Here is a 14,165-nt window from a genome sequence, read left to right as displayed (position 1 = left end):
GCTCATACCTCGATCCGTCCCATCGCGAGCAGGTCGACCAACGTGGGGCCGCCGATGGTGCTGGTCATGCCGCCGTCCAGGGTCAGACAGGAGCCGGTGGTCAGCTTCGCGGCGTCGGAGGCGAGGTAGACCGCCGCGCCGACGACGTCCTCGGGGTCTCCCCACCGCCCTGCGGGCACCGCGCGCAGCAGCCCGTCGGAGATCTCCTGCTGCCCCGACATCGCCTTGGTCAGCTCGGTGGTGATCCACCCTGGCACCACGCAGTTCACCCGGACCCCGCTCGCGGCCCACTCCGCTGCCAGCGACCTGGTCAACGACGCCGTCGCGGCCTTCACCGCCGCGTAGTGCGAGAGCATCGGCACGCCACCGACCCCGGACACCGAGCCGATGTTGATCACCGAGCCGCTGCCCTGGCGCACCATGACCCGGCCCGCCGCGCGGCAGAAGTAGACGACCGAGTCCAGGTTGAGCCGGATCGCCCGCGCCCAGTCCTCGGCGCGCAGGTCCAGGAACGGCCCTGCGAAGCCGAACCCGCCCGCGTTGTTGACCAGCACGTCGAGCCGCCCGAGCTGGGAGACGGTGTCGGCGACGGCGGCGCGGACCTGGTCCTCCTCGCCGACGTCGCAGGTGAGCACGACCGCCTGGCGGCCGAGCTTCTCGACCAGCTCGGCGACCTCGCGCAACGCGTCGGTGCTGCGCGCCAGCAGCGCGACGTCGGCGCCCGCCTCGGCGTAGGCCAGCGCGATGGCCCTGCCGATCCCTCGCGAGGCTCCGGTGACGAGGGCGGTTCTGCCCTCAAGACTGAACAACGACAACGGAACGGACATGACTGGGCCTTCCTCCTTCGACCGGGACCAGCGCAACCGCCTCAGACCTCGCCGAAGAGCGCGTTGCCCGGCGAGCCCGGATCGGTGCTGACGTAGAAGTCGCGGAGGGCGTCGAGGATCTCCTCGACCGAGAGCCTGCCGTCGCCGCTGGTGTCCAGCTGGTCGAAGATCCGCTCGGCCTCGGGCAGCGCCGCCGCGTTGAACAGCCCGAGCAGCCGGGCGAACTCCTCCCGGTCGAGCACGCCGTCGCCGTCGGCGTCGCACAGCTGGAGGTTCGTCCTGGCCAGCGGCTCGATCATGCGCGCGAACCCGGAGCGGTCCCCTGCCACCCTCGCCATGCCGGTGACGAACTCCTGTCGCGAGATCCGGCCGTCACCGTCGGCGTCGATCTCGCGCACCAGTGCCGCGTGCAGCTCCTGGTAGCCCTCGTGCACCCGGCGCGCGAGCGCCGAGTCCGGCTCGCCGCCGAGCGCGCCGACCAGCCGCGCCGCGAGCTGCTCGAAGTCCTCGGCTTCGAGCTGGCCGTTGCCGTCCACGTCGAACATGGCGAACCGCCGCGCGTACTTGCGGTCCAGCAGGCTCATCGTCTGAGAGGTCATGGCGAACACGTCCCATCGATTCCCGAAACGCGAAAATGAACGAGAAAATACGAAAGAATGGCGAGTCTCGACCAGCGGGCGGGAACATCGCCACAGCCGGGCCGACGCCGAATTGACGTTAGCCCCACCCCCGGTGCCACGTAAGTCGCCCATTGGGGAATCATCCGAGCGCCGCTTCGCCGAGCACTCCGACTACCGTCCGTCAGCCGGGAGAATGCATGCCCGAGTCATCCGATCCACCCCGTCCGCCCACCCGAAGTACTCGTTCTCCCCAGGAAATCGGTCACGCTCCGCGCACCCCGGCCCACCGGGAGGAGGCGGGGAGAACACGGTGATCTCAATCCGAACGGGAAATCATCACGACCCGCGAGAGAACGGGAACTAGCCCATACGGAAAGAGAGCTGGAGAACTTCGCGAGCGTTATTCAGCCTCCGGTGAAGCACTTCCGGACAACGACGATTTAGCCGATGTTGAGCGGCGGTCCCTACCCTGCCGCCTGTGAGATTCCGGGTACTCGGCGCGCTGGACGTGCGGGACGACCGCGGTGGGCCGCTCGTGCTCAACCGCCGCAAGCAGCGCGTGGTGCTGGCGATGCTGCTGATGCGGGCGAACCGGCCGATCAGGACGGCGGAGTTCGTCGAGCAGTTGTGGGGCGACCGTCCCCCGCAGTCCGCGGCCGCCAACCTCCAGTCCTATGTGGCCGGTCTGCGCAAGGCGCTCGGTGGCTCCGCGGAGTCACGGCTGCCCGCGAACCGCAGCGGGTACGTGCTGCGGGTGGAGCGGGACGAGCTGGACGTGGAGCGCTTCGAGCGGCTGGCCGTCGCCGGGCGGGCCGCGCTGGCGGCGGGCGACCCCGTGCGCGCGCTGGACCGGCTCACCGAGGCGCTGGGCCTGTGGCGCGGCGGCGTGCTGGAGGACCTCCCGCTGCCGGAGGCGCTGCACACCGAGGCGACCCGGCTCACCGAGGTCCGGCTCGACGCGCTGGAGGACCGCTACGCCGCGTGCCTGGCGCTGGGCAGGCACGACGTCGCCGCCGCCGAACTGCCGCAGCTCACCGGCGACCACCCGCTGCGGGAACGGTTGTGGGAGCTGGAGATGCTGGCGCTCTACCGGAGCGGGAGGCAGGCGGACGCGCTGGCCACCTACCGCCGCGCCCGGACGCTGCTGCACGCGGAGCTGGGCGTCGAGCCGGGCGCCGCGCTGCGCGACCTGCACCGCCGCATCCTCAACGGCGACCTGTCGCTGAGCCCCGCGCGGGCCAGCTCGGTGCTGCCCCGGCAGCTGCCGCTCGCGGTGCCGGACTTCGTGGGGCGGGCCGACGAGCTCGCCCGGCTGGACGGCGACCCCGGCCCGCTCACCGTGGTCACCGGCGGGGCCGGGGTCGGCAAGAGCGCGCTCGCCCTGCACTGGGCGCACCGCGCCGCGGAGCTGTTCCCCGACGGTCAGCTCTACGCGGACCTCGGCGGCGAGACCGCCCCGTTGGCCGTGCTGACCGCCTTCCTGGTCTCGCTCGGGGTCCCGGTGACGGAGGTGCCCACGACCGAGGAGGCGGCCGCCGCGCTGTACCGGTCGACGCTGGCCGACCGCAGGATGCTGATCCTGCTCGACGACGCGGCCGACGCGGCGCAGGTCCGGCCGTTGCTGCCGGGGACAGCGCCGAGCTCGGTCCTGGTGACCAGCCGCGACCGGCTCAACGGGCTGGTCGCCGCGCAGGGGGCCACGCGGGTGGAGCTCGGCCCGCTGCCGGTGGCCGACGCGGTGGCGCTGCTCGGCCGCGTCGCCGGTGAGCCGCTGGTGATGGCGGAGTACGGGGCGGCGGAGGAGCTGGCGCGGCTGTGCGGCGGGCTGCCGCTGGCGGTGCGGATCGCCGGCGTGAACCTGTGCGGCCAGTCGCTGCGCGAGTACGCCGACACCCTGGCCACGGCGGACCTGCTCGCCGCGCTGACCGTGCCCGGCGACGAGCGGGCATCGGTGCGGGCCGCCTTCATGCGCTCGTACGAGCGGCTTTCGGTTGCCGCGCAACGACTTCTGAACCTGCTCGGGCTGCTGCCGTACTCGTCGTTCACCACCGACGACGCGGCGGCGCTGTTGCGGACGTCGGCCCCGAACGCCAGGGGTCCGCTGGTCGAGCTGGTCACGCTCAACCTGGTGGACGCGTCAGCGGAGGGGTTCTCGATCCCCCCGCTGACCCGGCGGTTCGGGGCCTCGCTGATGGCGGAGCGGGGCGGGGTCCCCCACCCCGCCCCGTCGCTCAGCTGCTGGCGGCCTTGACGATCAGGTCCACGACCGCGCCGGGGTGGGAGATCCCGACGGAGTGCGAGGCGCCGCCGATCTCGGCGATCTGCCGCGCCTTCGCCCGCTCGGCCATGAACCGCTGCGCGGCGAGGGGGATGTTCCTGTCCGCGCCCGCCAGCAGGAACCAGGACGGGACCGACCGCCACGCCGGGTCGCCGGAGCCCTCGGCGAGTGCGGCGTCGCGGATCGGCCGCTGCGTCGCCGCGTTCAGCGCCGCATCGGCCGGGGACAGGTCGGCGGCGAACTGCTGCCGGAAGCGGTCCTGGCGGATGGAGAGGTCGGCGGTGCCGTCGCCGAGCGGGACCTGCTCCAGGGTCTCGCCGAGGGTGCTGCCGGGGAACTTCGAGGACAGCCCGAGCGCGGTCTCCCCCTTGTCCGGGGCGAAGGCCGCGACGAACACCAGCCCCTTGACGTTGGCGTTGCCCCTGGCGGCGTTGGAGATCACCGAGCCGCCGTAGGAGTGACCGGCGAGGACCACCGGGCCCTTGACGTTCTTGACGATCCTGGAGACGTGCTCGGAGTCGCTGGCCAGGCCGCGCAGCGGGTTGGCCGCCGCGATCACCGGATAGCCGCGCTTGTGCAGCCTGCTGACGACACCGCTCCAGCTGGCGGACTCGGCGAAGGCGCCGTGCACGAGCACGACGGTGGGCTTGGGCTCGGGCTCGGCGGCGGGAGCGGCGGTCGCGGCCACCCCGGTGACGGCGAGCAGGGCGGCGGCAGTGACGGCTGCGATGACGCGCATGACAACTCCCGAAGTAGGCAACTTGATTGTGTGCGATGAACCTAGCGAGAAACATCGTGCACAATCAAGTTGCCTACGTTGTTGCTGGGGTCACACCCCGGTGAGCGCCTCCGGCAACCCGAACGCGGCGAACAGCCGCGTGTCGAGGAAGGTCGCCGCGTGCGACACGCCCTCCGGCCCGATCGTCAGCACCTGGATGTTGAACGCGCGGAACTCCCCGGACTCGTCGCGCATGTAGGTGGCGAACCCGGGCTGCCCGTTGGCCCGCACCGGGACGAGCCGCAGCCCGTCCGGCTCTGCGGGGCACCGGTCCCGCAGGTGCCGCGCGATGTCGGCGCGCCCCTGGTACCAGGCGGTGAACGGCGGCATCTCCCACACCGCGTCCTTGGTGAACAGCTCGACGATCGCGGCGACGTCCTTCGCCTCGAACGCGCTCACGTAGCGGTCGAGCAGCCGCCGCTGCTCCCGCTGCTCGATGACCTGATCCTCTTGCGGGGCAACCTGTTCCAGCTGGGCACGGGCGCGCTGGAGCATGCTGTTGACGGCCGCGACGGAGACTTCGAGCGACTCGGCGACCTCGGCCGCGCGCCACTTCAGCACGTCCCGCAGCACGAGCACCGCGCGCTGCCGCGCGGGCAGGTGCTGCAACGCGGCGGCCAACGCCAGCCGCAGGCTCTCCCGCGCGGTGACGATCGCGGCGGGGTCGCTGTCGACCATGGTGTCCGGCAGGGGTTCCAGCCAGCTGATCTCCGGCGGGCTCTCCAGGTCCGCCGCCGGGTCGCAGCGCGGCCCACCGAGCCCGGTCGGCATCGGCCGCCGGTCCCGGCCCTCCAGCGCGGTCAGGCACACCCGCGTGGCGATCTGGTACAGCCAGGTCCGCAGCGACGACCGCTGCTCGAACTTGTCGAAGGACCGCCACGCCCGCAGGTAGGTCTCCTGCACCAGGTCCTCGGCGTCGTGCACGGACCCGACCATCCGGTAGCAGTGCGCGAGCAGCTCACGGCGGTACGGGTCGGCCAGCCGGGGGAAGTCCTCCACCACCGCGTTCCCAGTCATCACACGCCTCCTCCGCGCCCAGGAGGAGAAAGTAACCCGCAGGGCTGACAAAACCCGTCCCGCGAGCCGTCAACGGCCTACGCGAACACGTCGTGGAGCCAGGTCCGCCACGCCTCGACGTGGTCGGCGGCGGGGATCTCCGTGCCGTACAGGTGGTGGCCGACCGCGGCCACCATGCCCAGCGCCGACCTGCCGTGGAAGCGGTAGAGGCCGTCCGCCGTGCGCACGCCCACGAAGGTGGGGAGGAGGTAGTCGACCACGCCCTCCACCTTCGGCACCCCCGGCACGTCCAGGCTCACCTCGTCGCCCACCGCGGACACGCCCAGCACTGCCTCCAGCTTCGCCCACGCCTCCGGGGCGGCCGAGGACCGAGGGCCTTCGGCCTCCACGTAGGTGGCCGGGCGGCCGGGGAAGTGGGTCAGGTACTCCGCCAGCGTGTGCAGGTACATGGTCCAGCCCTGGGCGGTCATGTCCTCGTAGTCCTCGCTCCACTCGTCCGTCAGGACGCCGCTGTGCACGAAGCGCAGGACCGTGCTGCCCTCGCGGCCCTCGATCAGGTACTCGAAGGCGTGGAAGGAACCGTCCTCGGCGATCGGGGTCTTCGTCGCGAAGCGCTTCGGCGGGTCCCAGGCGGTCGCGTTCTCCGCGCCGATGTCGTCGACGGACATGAACCACGCCGCGTGGCCCTCCGGGGTGGCGACCGCCGCCCACACCTGCTCCGGGGTCGCCGGGAGCACGACCTCCTCGCGCACCTCGAACTCTCGGGACATCTCAGCTCTCCTTGACACTGGGGTGGACCGCGACGACGACGCGGTGGGAGCGGCCGCCTTCGGCCTTCTCGTCGTGGTACTTGCCGACCAGTGCGCGCACCGCGCCGCCCAGCTCCTCGGCGAAGGCGGCCCGGTCGGCGGCGGAGGCGAAGCGGACCTCGCCGTCGACCGCGAAGGTCGCCAGGCGCTTGCGGGCCCTGGTGGCTCCGGTGATCAGCGAGCCGACGTCGCGGACCAGGCGGGCCGCCACCGCGAGCAGCCAGCGGGCCGAGAGGTGGTCGGGCGCCCGCGCCGGGTCGGGCTGGACGGCGGCCAGCGCCGCGGGCGAGATCACGTAGGAGGTGGCCGTGGCGCGCAGCACGCGTTCGGTGAAGTTGCCCCGGGGCCGCTCCTCGACCAGCTCCACCAGACCGTGCCGCTCCAGGGCTCGGAGGTGGTAGTTCACCTTCTGCCGGGTCAACCCGACCTTGGCGGCCAGCGTGGTCGCGGAGCCGGGTTCGGCCAGCTCGGCGAGCAGGCGGGCGCGCACCGGGTCCAGGGACGCCTCGGCCGCCGCCGGGTCCTCGATCACCGCTACCTCGAACATGGGAACCAGGCTCACACTGACAAATAAAGTTGTCAAGGAAGGTTCATCTCGACGGACCCCCGTGAGAGCGCTTACCATCTTGCGCGACAACACTGTTGCGGATGGCTCCTGCCGCCGGTTCTCCTCCGCGATCCCGCCGCCAACGGGACAACGCCCAGCACCGAGAACCGAAAGGGACCCCTGCATGGCCACCACCATCCGGGGCAGGGTGACGCGTCTGCTCGCCCTGTTCGTCGCGTTCCTGTTCCTGACCACCCTGCCCGCACAGGCCGCTCCGCGCTTCAAGGTCCTCGCGCTCTACAGCGGGACCTGGGACGCCGCGCACATCAGCTTCGTCAAGGAGGCGAACGAGCGGTTCCCGCAGCTGGCCGCGCAGCACAACTTCTCCTACACCGCCTCCACGAACTGGAACCTGCTCAACGCCAACGACCTCGCGCAGTACCAGGTCGTGATGTTCCTGGACAACCTGCCGCAGACCGCGGCGCAGCGGTCGGCCTTCCAGCGCTACATGGACAACGGCGGCGGCTGGCTGGGCTTCCACGTCTCGGCGTTCACCACCGCGCCCAACGACTGGCCCTGGTACCACAACACGTTCCTCGGCACCGGCGCGTTCAAGTCCAACACGTGGGGACCGACGACCGCTGTGCTCAAGACCGAGGACCGCTCGCACCCGTCGACCACCAGGCTTCCCGCGACGTTCACCTCGGCGGTGAGCGAGTGGTACAGCTGGAACAACGACCTGCGGAACAACCCGAACATCAAGATCCTGGCCTCGGTGGACCAGTCCAGCTTCCCGCTGGGCACCGACCCGAACCAGACCTGGTACAGCGGCTACTACCCGATCATGTGGACGAACAAGAACTACAAGATGCTCTACGCCAACTTCGGCCACAACGCGATGGACTACCCGAACAACCGGCCGCTGTCCTCGACCTTCGCCAGCGAGGTGCAGAACCGCTTCCTGATCGACGGCCTGTCGTGGCTGGGCGGGGGCGGGACCACCACGCCGCCGGAGGACATCTCGCCGACCGCGTGGTACTCGATCACCAACCGCGCCAACGGGAAGTGCGTGGACGCCAAGGGCGCCGCCACGGCCAACGGAACCGTGGTCCAGCAGTACGGCTGCAACAGCTCACAGGCGCAGCAGTACCAGTTCCAGCCGACCAGCAACGGGTACTCCCGGATCAACAACCGCAACGACAGCGCGCAGGCGATCGACGTGAGCGACGTGTCCATGCAGGACAACGCCGGGCTCCAGCTGTGGAACTACACCGGCGGCACCAACCAGCAGTGGCAGGCGAGCTCCGAGGGCGGCGGGAACTTCCGCTTCATCAGCAGGCACAGCGGGAAGTGCCTCAGCGTCCCCGGTTCGTCCACTTCGGACAGTGTGCAGCTGGTGCAGGCGACCTGCGACGGCAGCGCCGCGCAGTCCTTCCGGCTGACCCAGCAGTAGGTGGAGGGCCCCACCCCGTGCGGGTGGGGCTCTTCCTCACCAGGCGACGCACGGCTACGCGAGCCGCAGCGGGGAACGCGAAGCGGCGAGGACTGCCGGGTCGCGGTTGGTCGCGCGCAGCGAGATGGTGACCGGATACCGCCGCTCCCCTGGGTGACCCGGCACGCAGCGGTGCCCCGCATCTGCACAGGATCTCCACAACTCCGCCCCACGGTCCGCACAGCAGCTGCCTAGAGTCGTTCGCATGCAGCGAGTGCTGGTCGTCGAGGACGACATGACCATCGCCACCTCGGTCGCGGACCGGCTCCGCGCCGAGGGTTTCGTGGTCGAGCTGGCGCACGACGGCCCGACCGCGGTGCGCCTGGCCGAGGCGAGCGAGCCGGACCTGGTGGTGCTCGACGTGATGCTGCCGGGCTTCGACGGCCTTGAGGTGTGCCGCCGCATCCAGGCGCGGCGGCCGGTCCCGGTGCTCATGCTCACCGCCCGCGACGAGGAGACCGACCTGCTGGTCGGCCTTGCCGTGGGCGCGGACGACTACCTCACCAAGCCGTTCTCCCTCCGAGAGCTGGTCGCACGCGTGCGCGTGCTGCTACGCCGGGTGGACCGCGCGGCCCAGCTGAGCGCGCGGGAGCTCGGCGACCTGGTCATCGACACCGTCGAGCGGCGGGTGCACCGGGCGGGGGCCGAGGTCCACCTGACACCGACGGAGTTCGACCTGCTGGCCTGCCTCGCGGAGCGGCCACGCGCGGTCCTGCCCCGCGAACAGCTGATGGGCGCGGTGTGGGGCTGGAGCGACCCCGCGGGCAGCCGCACCGTGGACAGCCACGTGAAAGCGTTGCGGCGCAAGCTCGGCGCCGACCTGATCCGCACCGTCCACGGTGTCGGCTACGCGCTGGAGGTGCCGAAGTGAGGCGGGTCCGCGCGTGGCTGGACGCGGTGCCGAGGCCGCTGGACCCGGTGCCGTCGATCAAGTTCAAGCTCGGCGTCGTCATGGTGGTCTCGACAACGGCCGCGCTGATGTTCTTCTGGTACCAGATCGGCTGGCTGCCGCCGAGGACCGCGGTGACGGCGGTGCTGATCGCGCTGGTCGCCTCGCAGGTGCTCGCGCACGGGATGACCCGGCCGCTGCGCGAGATGACCTCGGCGGCCACGGCGATGGCGCGCGGCGACTACGACCGCCGGGTGCGCGCCACCGCCCGCGACGAGGTCGGCAGGCTGGCAACGGCGTTCAACCGGATGGCGGGCGACCTCGCCGCCGCCGACCAGCAGCGCAGGGACCTGATCGCCAACGTCTCGCACGAGCTGCGGACGCCGATCACCGCGCTGCGGGCGGTGCTGGAGAACGTGGTCGACGGGGTCACCGAGCCGGACTCGGCGACCATGCGCACCGCACTCGCGCAGACCGAGCGGCTCGGGCTGCTGGTCACCGAGCTGCTCGACCTGTCCCGGATCGACGCGGGAGCGCACCGGCTGGACCGCGAGGTCTTCGAGATCGGACCGCTGCTGGCCGAGGTCGTCGCCGAGGCCGAGGTGATGACCTCGGGCATCCGCTTCACCACGACGGTGCGCCCGCCGGAGGCGACGGTGTTCGCCGACCGCGGCAGGCTGCACCAGGTCGTGGTGAACCTGCTGGACAACGCGGCCAGGCACGGTCCGCCGGGCGGCGAGGTCCGGCTGGTCGCGGAGCTGAGCGGGGACGACCTGGTCATCGAGGTGCACGACGAGGGCCCCGGCATCGCGCCGGAGGACCGCGACCGCGTCTTCGAGCGCTTCACCCGCGGCGAGCGCGCCGGGGGCGGCGGCACCGGCCTCGGCCTGGCCATCGCCCGCTGGGTGGTGGACCTGCACGGCGGCACGATCGCCGCGATGGGGAGCCACATCCGCATCACCCTGCCCGCGCGCTGAGCCCCCTCCCCCCCAGCCTTCGACCCGTTCCGGTCGCGGGCCGCTCACCCCTGCCAGGAAGAAGGAAGGTCCACTATGGACAGAGCTGGCCACCACGCCCCACCCGCCGTCCTCGCGGCCACCGGCGCCGCCGGACTCGTCGCCGCCACAGTGCTGCCCGCCGACCGTCCCGGTATCGGCTGGTTGGTCGCGGCGTTGTTCGCGGTGGCCGCGGTGATCACGACCGCGCGCCGGGTGGAGACTGTTGCCAGGAAACGAAACCTCGGCTGGGCGGTGCTTGCCGTGGCACTGGTCGCGGTCGGCGCGTTCCGGGACGCGCGGTGGCTGTTCACCCTGTGCGCGCTCACCGCGCTGCTCGCGGCCTCGCTCGCCGTCGCGGGTGGCCGCAGCACCGTCGAGATCGTGCGCGGAGCCCTCGAAGTCCCAGCGAACGCGGTGCGGCGACTCGGCTGGCTCACGGGCGGCGTACGCGCGATCCGGCCGCATGGCAACACGAGGACACTGGCGACGGTGGTCGTCTCCTTGGCGCTGCTTGTGCTCTTCGGCGCGCTCTTCGTCCAGGCCGACGCCACGTTCGCGGCCTTCGCCAGCTCCCTCGTGCCCACAGTGGACGGTGTTTCGACGTTCACCTCTTCGGCACTGTTCATCGTCATGAGCGCGTTGGTGTCGGGCGCGTTCTGGGTGCTGACGCGACCGCGGCCGGACTTCTCCTTGGAGCTGCCGCGGATCCGGTTGCGGCGGATCGAGTGGCTCATGCCGATCAGCGTGCTGGTGGTGTTGTTCGCGGTGTTCTCGTACTTCCAGCTACCCGTTCTGTTCGGACTCGTCGGCGACGTCCCGGTCACCACGGGACTGTCCTATGCGGAGTACGCGCGGCGAGGGTTCTGGCAGCTGCTGGCGGTCACGGTGCTCACCCTCGGCATCATCGCGGTCGTCTCCCGCCTGGCACCGAGGGACGACGTCGCCGACCGGACCTGGCTGCGCGCGTTGCTGGGCTCGCTGTCGGTGCTGTCCCTGGTCGTGGTCGCGGCGGCGGTCGCGAGGATGTGGCTCTACCAGCAGGAGTTCGGGTTCACGGTGCTGCGGCTGCTGGTGATGACGTGCGAGCTGTGGCTGGGCCTGGTCTACCTGCTCGTGCTGGCCGCCGGAGTACGGCTGCGCGGGACGTGGCTGCCGGGCACCGTGGTGGCGACCGCCATGGTCACGCTGCTGTTGCTTGCCGTGCTCAACCCGGAGCGCATGATCGCCGACGGCAACATCACCAGGTGGGAGCGGACCGGGAAGATCGACATGGGCTACCTCTACCCGATGTCCGCGGACGCCGTGCCCGCGCTGACGCGGATGCCCGAGCCGCGGCGCGCCTGCATGCTGAGCTGGATCACCAACAAGCTCGCCGACAACCCGGACGACTGGCGGGAGTGGAACCTGGCCCGTTCGACGGCACGTGCGGTCCTCGTCCGGCGTCCGACGCCCTGCCTGGGTGTCGTCATGCAACGGAATTGAGTGGCGGGTCGACCGGGACGCGGCGATCATCGGCGCATGCGGGTCTTCCTGGAGACGGACCGTCTGGTGCTGCGCCAGTTCACCGAGGCCGACGAGGACAACCTGGTCGCGCTCGACGGCGACGCCGAGGTCATGCGCTACCTCACCGGCGGTGCGCCCACTCCCCGCGCGGAGGTGCGCGAGCAGGTCCTGCCCCGTTTCCTCTGGTACTACGAGAACTTCCCCGGCTACGGCTTCTGGGCGGCCGAGAACCGCGAGAGTACCTTCCTCGGCTGGTTCCACTTCCGCCCGAACGACGGCGCCCCCGAGGGCGAGGTCGAGCTGGGCTACCGGCTGCACCGGGCCGCGTGGGGCAAGGGCTACGCCACGGAGGGCTCACGCGCGCTGATCGACAAGGGCTTCCGCGAGCTCGGCGTCCAGCGGGTCACCGCGAGCACCATGTTCGTCAACTCGGGCTCGCGGCGGGTGATGGAGAAGTGCGGGCTCACCCACGTCCGCACCTACCACGAGGAGTTCGAGGACCCGATCCCCGGAACCGAGCACGGCGAGGTGGAATACGCGCTCACCAGGGCGGAGTGGCTCACTTCAGCAGCAGCTGGATGATCGCGCCGACGCCGACCACGACGATCACCCCGCGCAGCATCGTCGGCGAGAGCTTCCTGCCGATCCTCGCGCCGAGCACCCCGCCGAGCACGGACCCGACGGCGAGCAGTCCGACCACCGGCCAGCTCACCGGCGCGACGAACGCGTAGATCGCGCCCGCGACGACGTTCACCACGGCGGAGAGCACGTTCTTGATGCCGTTGAGGCGTTGCAGCGGCTCGGCGAGCAGCATGCCCATGACCGCCATCAGCATCACGCCCTGCGCGGCGGTGAAGTAGCCGCCGTAGATCCCGATCAGGAAGATCAGGAACAGCAGCAGGGCCGAGCCGCCGCCCGCCGTCCGCTGGCGGGAGGCCACCCACCGGGACACCCGGGGCTGGATGATCACCAGGACGACCGCGAGCCCGACCAGGACCGGCACGATCGTCTCGAAGGCGTCCTTGGGCAGCGACAGCAGCAGCACGGTGCCGCCGATCGCGCCGAGGAACGAGGCGATCCCGAACCGCACCAGCCGCGGTCCCTGTCCCCGCAGCTCCTCGCGGTAGCCGATCGCCCCGCTGATCGTGCCGGGCGCCAGGCCGATGGCGTTGGACGTGGTGGCGGTGACCGGCGGGTAGCCCAGCGCGACGAGCACCGGGAACGTCACCAGAGTGCCGGAGCCGACCACGGTGTTGATGGTCCCCGCCCACACCCCGGCGACGAAGATGACGACCGCATGCCACCAGATCACCGGGCATCCTTAGCATGCTTACGGTCGCGGTGGCTGCCCGAGCGGTACCCTGCGCGAGCAGGATCACACCGCCACCGGGGTAAAGAACTTGCTCGTTCGGCGGAATGGTTCGCCACCCGTGCGCGTTGGGTAGGGAGAAGCACGCGGCAGTCACGCACCTGGGAGGCAGCGGTGGGTCAGGATCCGGAGCAGTTGGTCGAGGTGGACTCGGACGTCCCCGACCTCGACGGCGCCGTTCTGCTGCACAACCTCGACGGCTTCATGGACGCCGGCGGCGCGGGCCGGGTGCTCGCCGAGCACCTGGTGAACAGCCTGGAGAGCCGGGTGATCGCCCGCTTCGACGTGGACAGCCTGATCGACTACCGCTCCCGGCGGCCGACGATGACCTACGCCACCGACCACTGGGCCGAGTACGAGGCCCCCGAGCTGGTGGTCCGCCTGCTGCACGACACGGTCGGCACCCCGTTCCTGCTGCTCACCGGCCCGGAGCCGGATCTGCAGTGGGAGCGCTTCATCGCGGCGGTGCGCGGCCTGATCGAGCGCTGGGGCGTGCGCCTGACGGTCGGCTTCCACGGCATCCCGATGGGTGCCCCGCACACCAGGCCGCTCGGCGTGACGGCCCACGCGACCCGCAGCGAGCTGGTCGCGGACTACCCCCAGGTCTTCAACCGCATCCAGGTCCCCGGCAGCGTCGAGGCGCTGCTGGAGCTGCGCCTGGGCCAGGCGGGCCACGACGCGATCGGCTACGCCGCGCACGTGCCGCACTACCTGTCGCAGGCGACCTACCCGGCGGCGGGGCTGCGCCTGCTGGGCGCGGTGTCCTCGGTGGCGGCCCTCGACCTGCCGGAGCTGGCGCTGCGCGAGGCGGCGGACCGCACGAACACCGAGATCGACCGCCAGGTCGCGGACTCCGACGAGGTCGCGGAGGTGGTGCGCGGCCTGGAGCGCCAGTACGACACGTTCACCGAGGCGGTCGGCGGGCGCAGCCTGCTGGCGGAGTCGAACGAGCGCATGCCGACGGCCGACGAGCTCGGCGAGGAGTTCGAGCGTTTCCTCGCCGAGCAGTCCGACCCCAAGGGCAAGTGAGCCGGGAGT

Annotated in this window: 14 protein-coding genes; 7 read left to right on the top strand and 7 right to left on the bottom strand. The window is 71.3% G+C overall.

Features of this window, described 5'->3' with window-relative positions; genetic code table 11:
- Positions 1–2: 2 nt before the first annotated feature.
- Together ACFFQA_RS33005 and ACFFQA_RS33000 are read right to left on the bottom strand one after the other, a co-directional pair.
- Complete coding sequence (locus ACFFQA_RS33005) at positions 3–827, bottom strand: SDR family NAD(P)-dependent oxidoreductase (RefSeq protein ID WP_377860784.1); 825 nt, start codon at positions 825–827, stop codon at positions 3–5.
- 41 nt (positions 828–868) lie between these two features.
- Entirely contained in the window at positions 869–1,426 is a 558-nt protein-coding gene (locus ACFFQA_RS33000; RefSeq protein ID WP_377860782.1) for an EF-hand domain-containing protein, read from the bottom strand.
- A gap of 499 nt (positions 1,427–1,925) precedes the next feature.
- Here ACFFQA_RS33000 and ACFFQA_RS32995 point away from each other — a divergent pair, with 499 nt between their 5' ends.
- Positions 1,926–3,698 (top strand): AfsR/SARP family transcriptional regulator, encoded by a 1,773-nt coding sequence (locus ACFFQA_RS32995; RefSeq protein ID WP_377860780.1) that lies wholly within the window; start codon positions 1,926–1,928, stop codon positions 3,696–3,698.
- On the opposite strand, the gene ACFFQA_RS32990 is transcribed toward ACFFQA_RS32995, so the two are convergent.
- From ACFFQA_RS32990 to ACFFQA_RS32975, 4 genes are all read right to left on the bottom strand, one after another.
- Positions 3,679–4,464: an alpha/beta fold hydrolase gene (locus ACFFQA_RS32990; RefSeq protein WP_377860778.1), complete on the bottom strand. Its 786-nt coding sequence runs from the start codon at positions 4,462–4,464 to the stop codon at positions 3,679–3,681. The genes ACFFQA_RS32995 and ACFFQA_RS32990 overlap by 20 nt on opposite strands.
- 90 nt (positions 4,465–4,554) lie before the next feature.
- Positions 4,555–5,520, bottom strand: coding sequence for a sigma-70 family RNA polymerase sigma factor (locus tag ACFFQA_RS32985; protein ID WP_377860776.1), 966 nt, complete (start codon positions 5,518–5,520; stop codon positions 4,555–4,557).
- A 77-nt stretch (positions 5,521–5,597) separates the two neighbouring features.
- The gene (locus tag ACFFQA_RS32980) at positions 5,598–6,290 is read right to left on the bottom strand and encodes an SRPBCC family protein (RefSeq protein ID WP_377860774.1); all 693 of its coding nucleotides are present in this window, start codon (positions 6,288–6,290) and stop codon (positions 5,598–5,600) included.
- Position 6,291: 1 nt separating this feature from the next.
- Positions 6,292–6,876 (bottom strand): ArsR/SmtB family transcription factor, encoded by a 585-nt coding sequence (locus ACFFQA_RS32975; RefSeq protein WP_377860772.1) that lies wholly within the window; start codon positions 6,874–6,876, stop codon positions 6,292–6,294.
- A 184-nt stretch (positions 6,877–7,060) separates the two neighbouring features.
- Here ACFFQA_RS32975 and ACFFQA_RS32970 point away from each other — a divergent pair, with 184 nt between their 5' ends.
- The 5 genes from ACFFQA_RS32970 to ACFFQA_RS32950 all read left to right on the top strand — a co-directional run bounded on the left by ACFFQA_RS32970 (position 7,061) and on the right by ACFFQA_RS32950 (position 12,340).
- A complete protein-coding gene (locus ACFFQA_RS32970) occupies positions 7,061–8,329 on the top strand; it encodes a ThuA domain-containing protein (protein WP_377860770.1) in 1,269 nt (422 codons plus the stop codon).
- A gap of 253 nt (positions 8,330–8,582) precedes the next feature.
- Complete coding sequence (locus tag ACFFQA_RS32965; RefSeq protein ID WP_377860875.1) at positions 8,583–9,239, top strand: response regulator transcription factor; 657 nt, start codon at positions 8,583–8,585, stop codon at positions 9,237–9,239.
- Positions 9,240–9,256: 17 nt separating this feature from the next.
- Positions 9,257–10,234, top strand: a complete 978-nt coding sequence (locus ACFFQA_RS32960) for a HAMP domain-containing sensor histidine kinase (RefSeq protein ID WP_377860873.1) — start codon at positions 9,257–9,259, stop codon at positions 10,232–10,234.
- A gap of 75 nt (positions 10,235–10,309) precedes the next feature.
- Positions 10,310–11,737 (top strand): DUF4153 domain-containing protein, encoded by a 1,428-nt coding sequence (locus ACFFQA_RS32955; RefSeq protein WP_377860768.1) that lies wholly within the window; start codon positions 10,310–10,312, stop codon positions 11,735–11,737.
- Positions 11,738–11,773: 36 nt separating this feature from the next.
- The gene (locus ACFFQA_RS32950; protein WP_377860766.1) at positions 11,774–12,340 is read left to right on the top strand and encodes a GNAT family N-acetyltransferase; all 567 of its coding nucleotides are present in this window, start codon (positions 11,774–11,776) and stop codon (positions 12,338–12,340) included.
- Here ACFFQA_RS32950 and ACFFQA_RS32945 read toward each other — a convergent pair.
- Positions 12,318–13,070: a sulfite exporter TauE/SafE family protein gene (locus ACFFQA_RS32945; protein WP_377860764.1), complete on the bottom strand. Its 753-nt coding sequence runs from the start codon at positions 13,068–13,070 to the stop codon at positions 12,318–12,320. The two genes, ACFFQA_RS32950 and ACFFQA_RS32945, sit on opposite strands and share 23 nt — an antisense overlap.
- A 171-nt stretch (positions 13,071–13,241) precedes the next feature.
- Between ACFFQA_RS32945 and ACFFQA_RS32940 the strand changes: the two genes are divergently transcribed.
- The gene (locus ACFFQA_RS32940; protein WP_377860762.1) at positions 13,242–14,156 is read left to right on the top strand and encodes a proteasome assembly chaperone family protein; all 915 of its coding nucleotides are present in this window, start codon (positions 13,242–13,244) and stop codon (positions 14,154–14,156) included.
- Positions 14,157–14,165 lie beyond the last annotated feature (9 nt).

It is taken from the genome of Allokutzneria oryzae, assembly GCF_042429765.1.
Classification (GTDB): domain Bacteria; phylum Actinomycetota; class Actinomycetes; order Mycobacteriales; family Pseudonocardiaceae; genus Allokutzneria; species Allokutzneria oryzae.
This window is presented reverse-complemented; position numbering and strand designations above follow the sequence as displayed.

Bases quoted from the DNA above. Each gene is read 5' to 3' on its own strand.
- ACFFQA_RS33005 (WP_377860784.1), bottom strand. From the start codon at position 827: ATGTCCGTTCCGTTGTCGTTGTTCAGTCTTGAGGGCAGAACCGCCCTC.
- ACFFQA_RS32955 (WP_377860768.1), top strand. From the start codon at position 10,310: ATGGACAGAGCTGGCCACCACGCCCCACCCGCCGTCCTCGCGGCCACC.
- ACFFQA_RS32985 (WP_377860776.1), bottom strand. From the start codon at position 5,520: ATGACTGGGAACGCGGTGGTGGAGGACTTCCCCCGGCTGGCCGACCCG.
- ACFFQA_RS32970 (WP_377860770.1), top strand. From the start codon at position 7,061: ATGGCCACCACCATCCGGGGCAGGGTGACGCGTCTGCTCGCCCTGTTC.
- ACFFQA_RS32990 (WP_377860778.1), bottom strand. From the start codon at position 4,464: ATGCGCGTCATCGCAGCCGTCACTGCCGCCGCCCTGCTCGCCGTCACC.
- ACFFQA_RS32950 (WP_377860766.1), top strand. From the start codon at position 11,774: ATGCGGGTCTTCCTGGAGACGGACCGTCTGGTGCTGCGCCAGTTCACC.
- ACFFQA_RS33000 (WP_377860782.1), bottom strand. From the start codon at position 1,426: ATGACCTCTCAGACGATGAGCCTGCTGGACCGCAAGTACGCGCGGCGG.
- ACFFQA_RS32975 (WP_377860772.1), bottom strand. From the start codon at position 6,876: ATGTTCGAGGTAGCGGTGATCGAGGACCCGGCGGCGGCCGAGGCGTCC.
- ACFFQA_RS32980 (WP_377860774.1), bottom strand. From the start codon at position 6,290: ATGTCCCGAGAGTTCGAGGTGCGCGAGGAGGTCGTGCTCCCGGCGACC.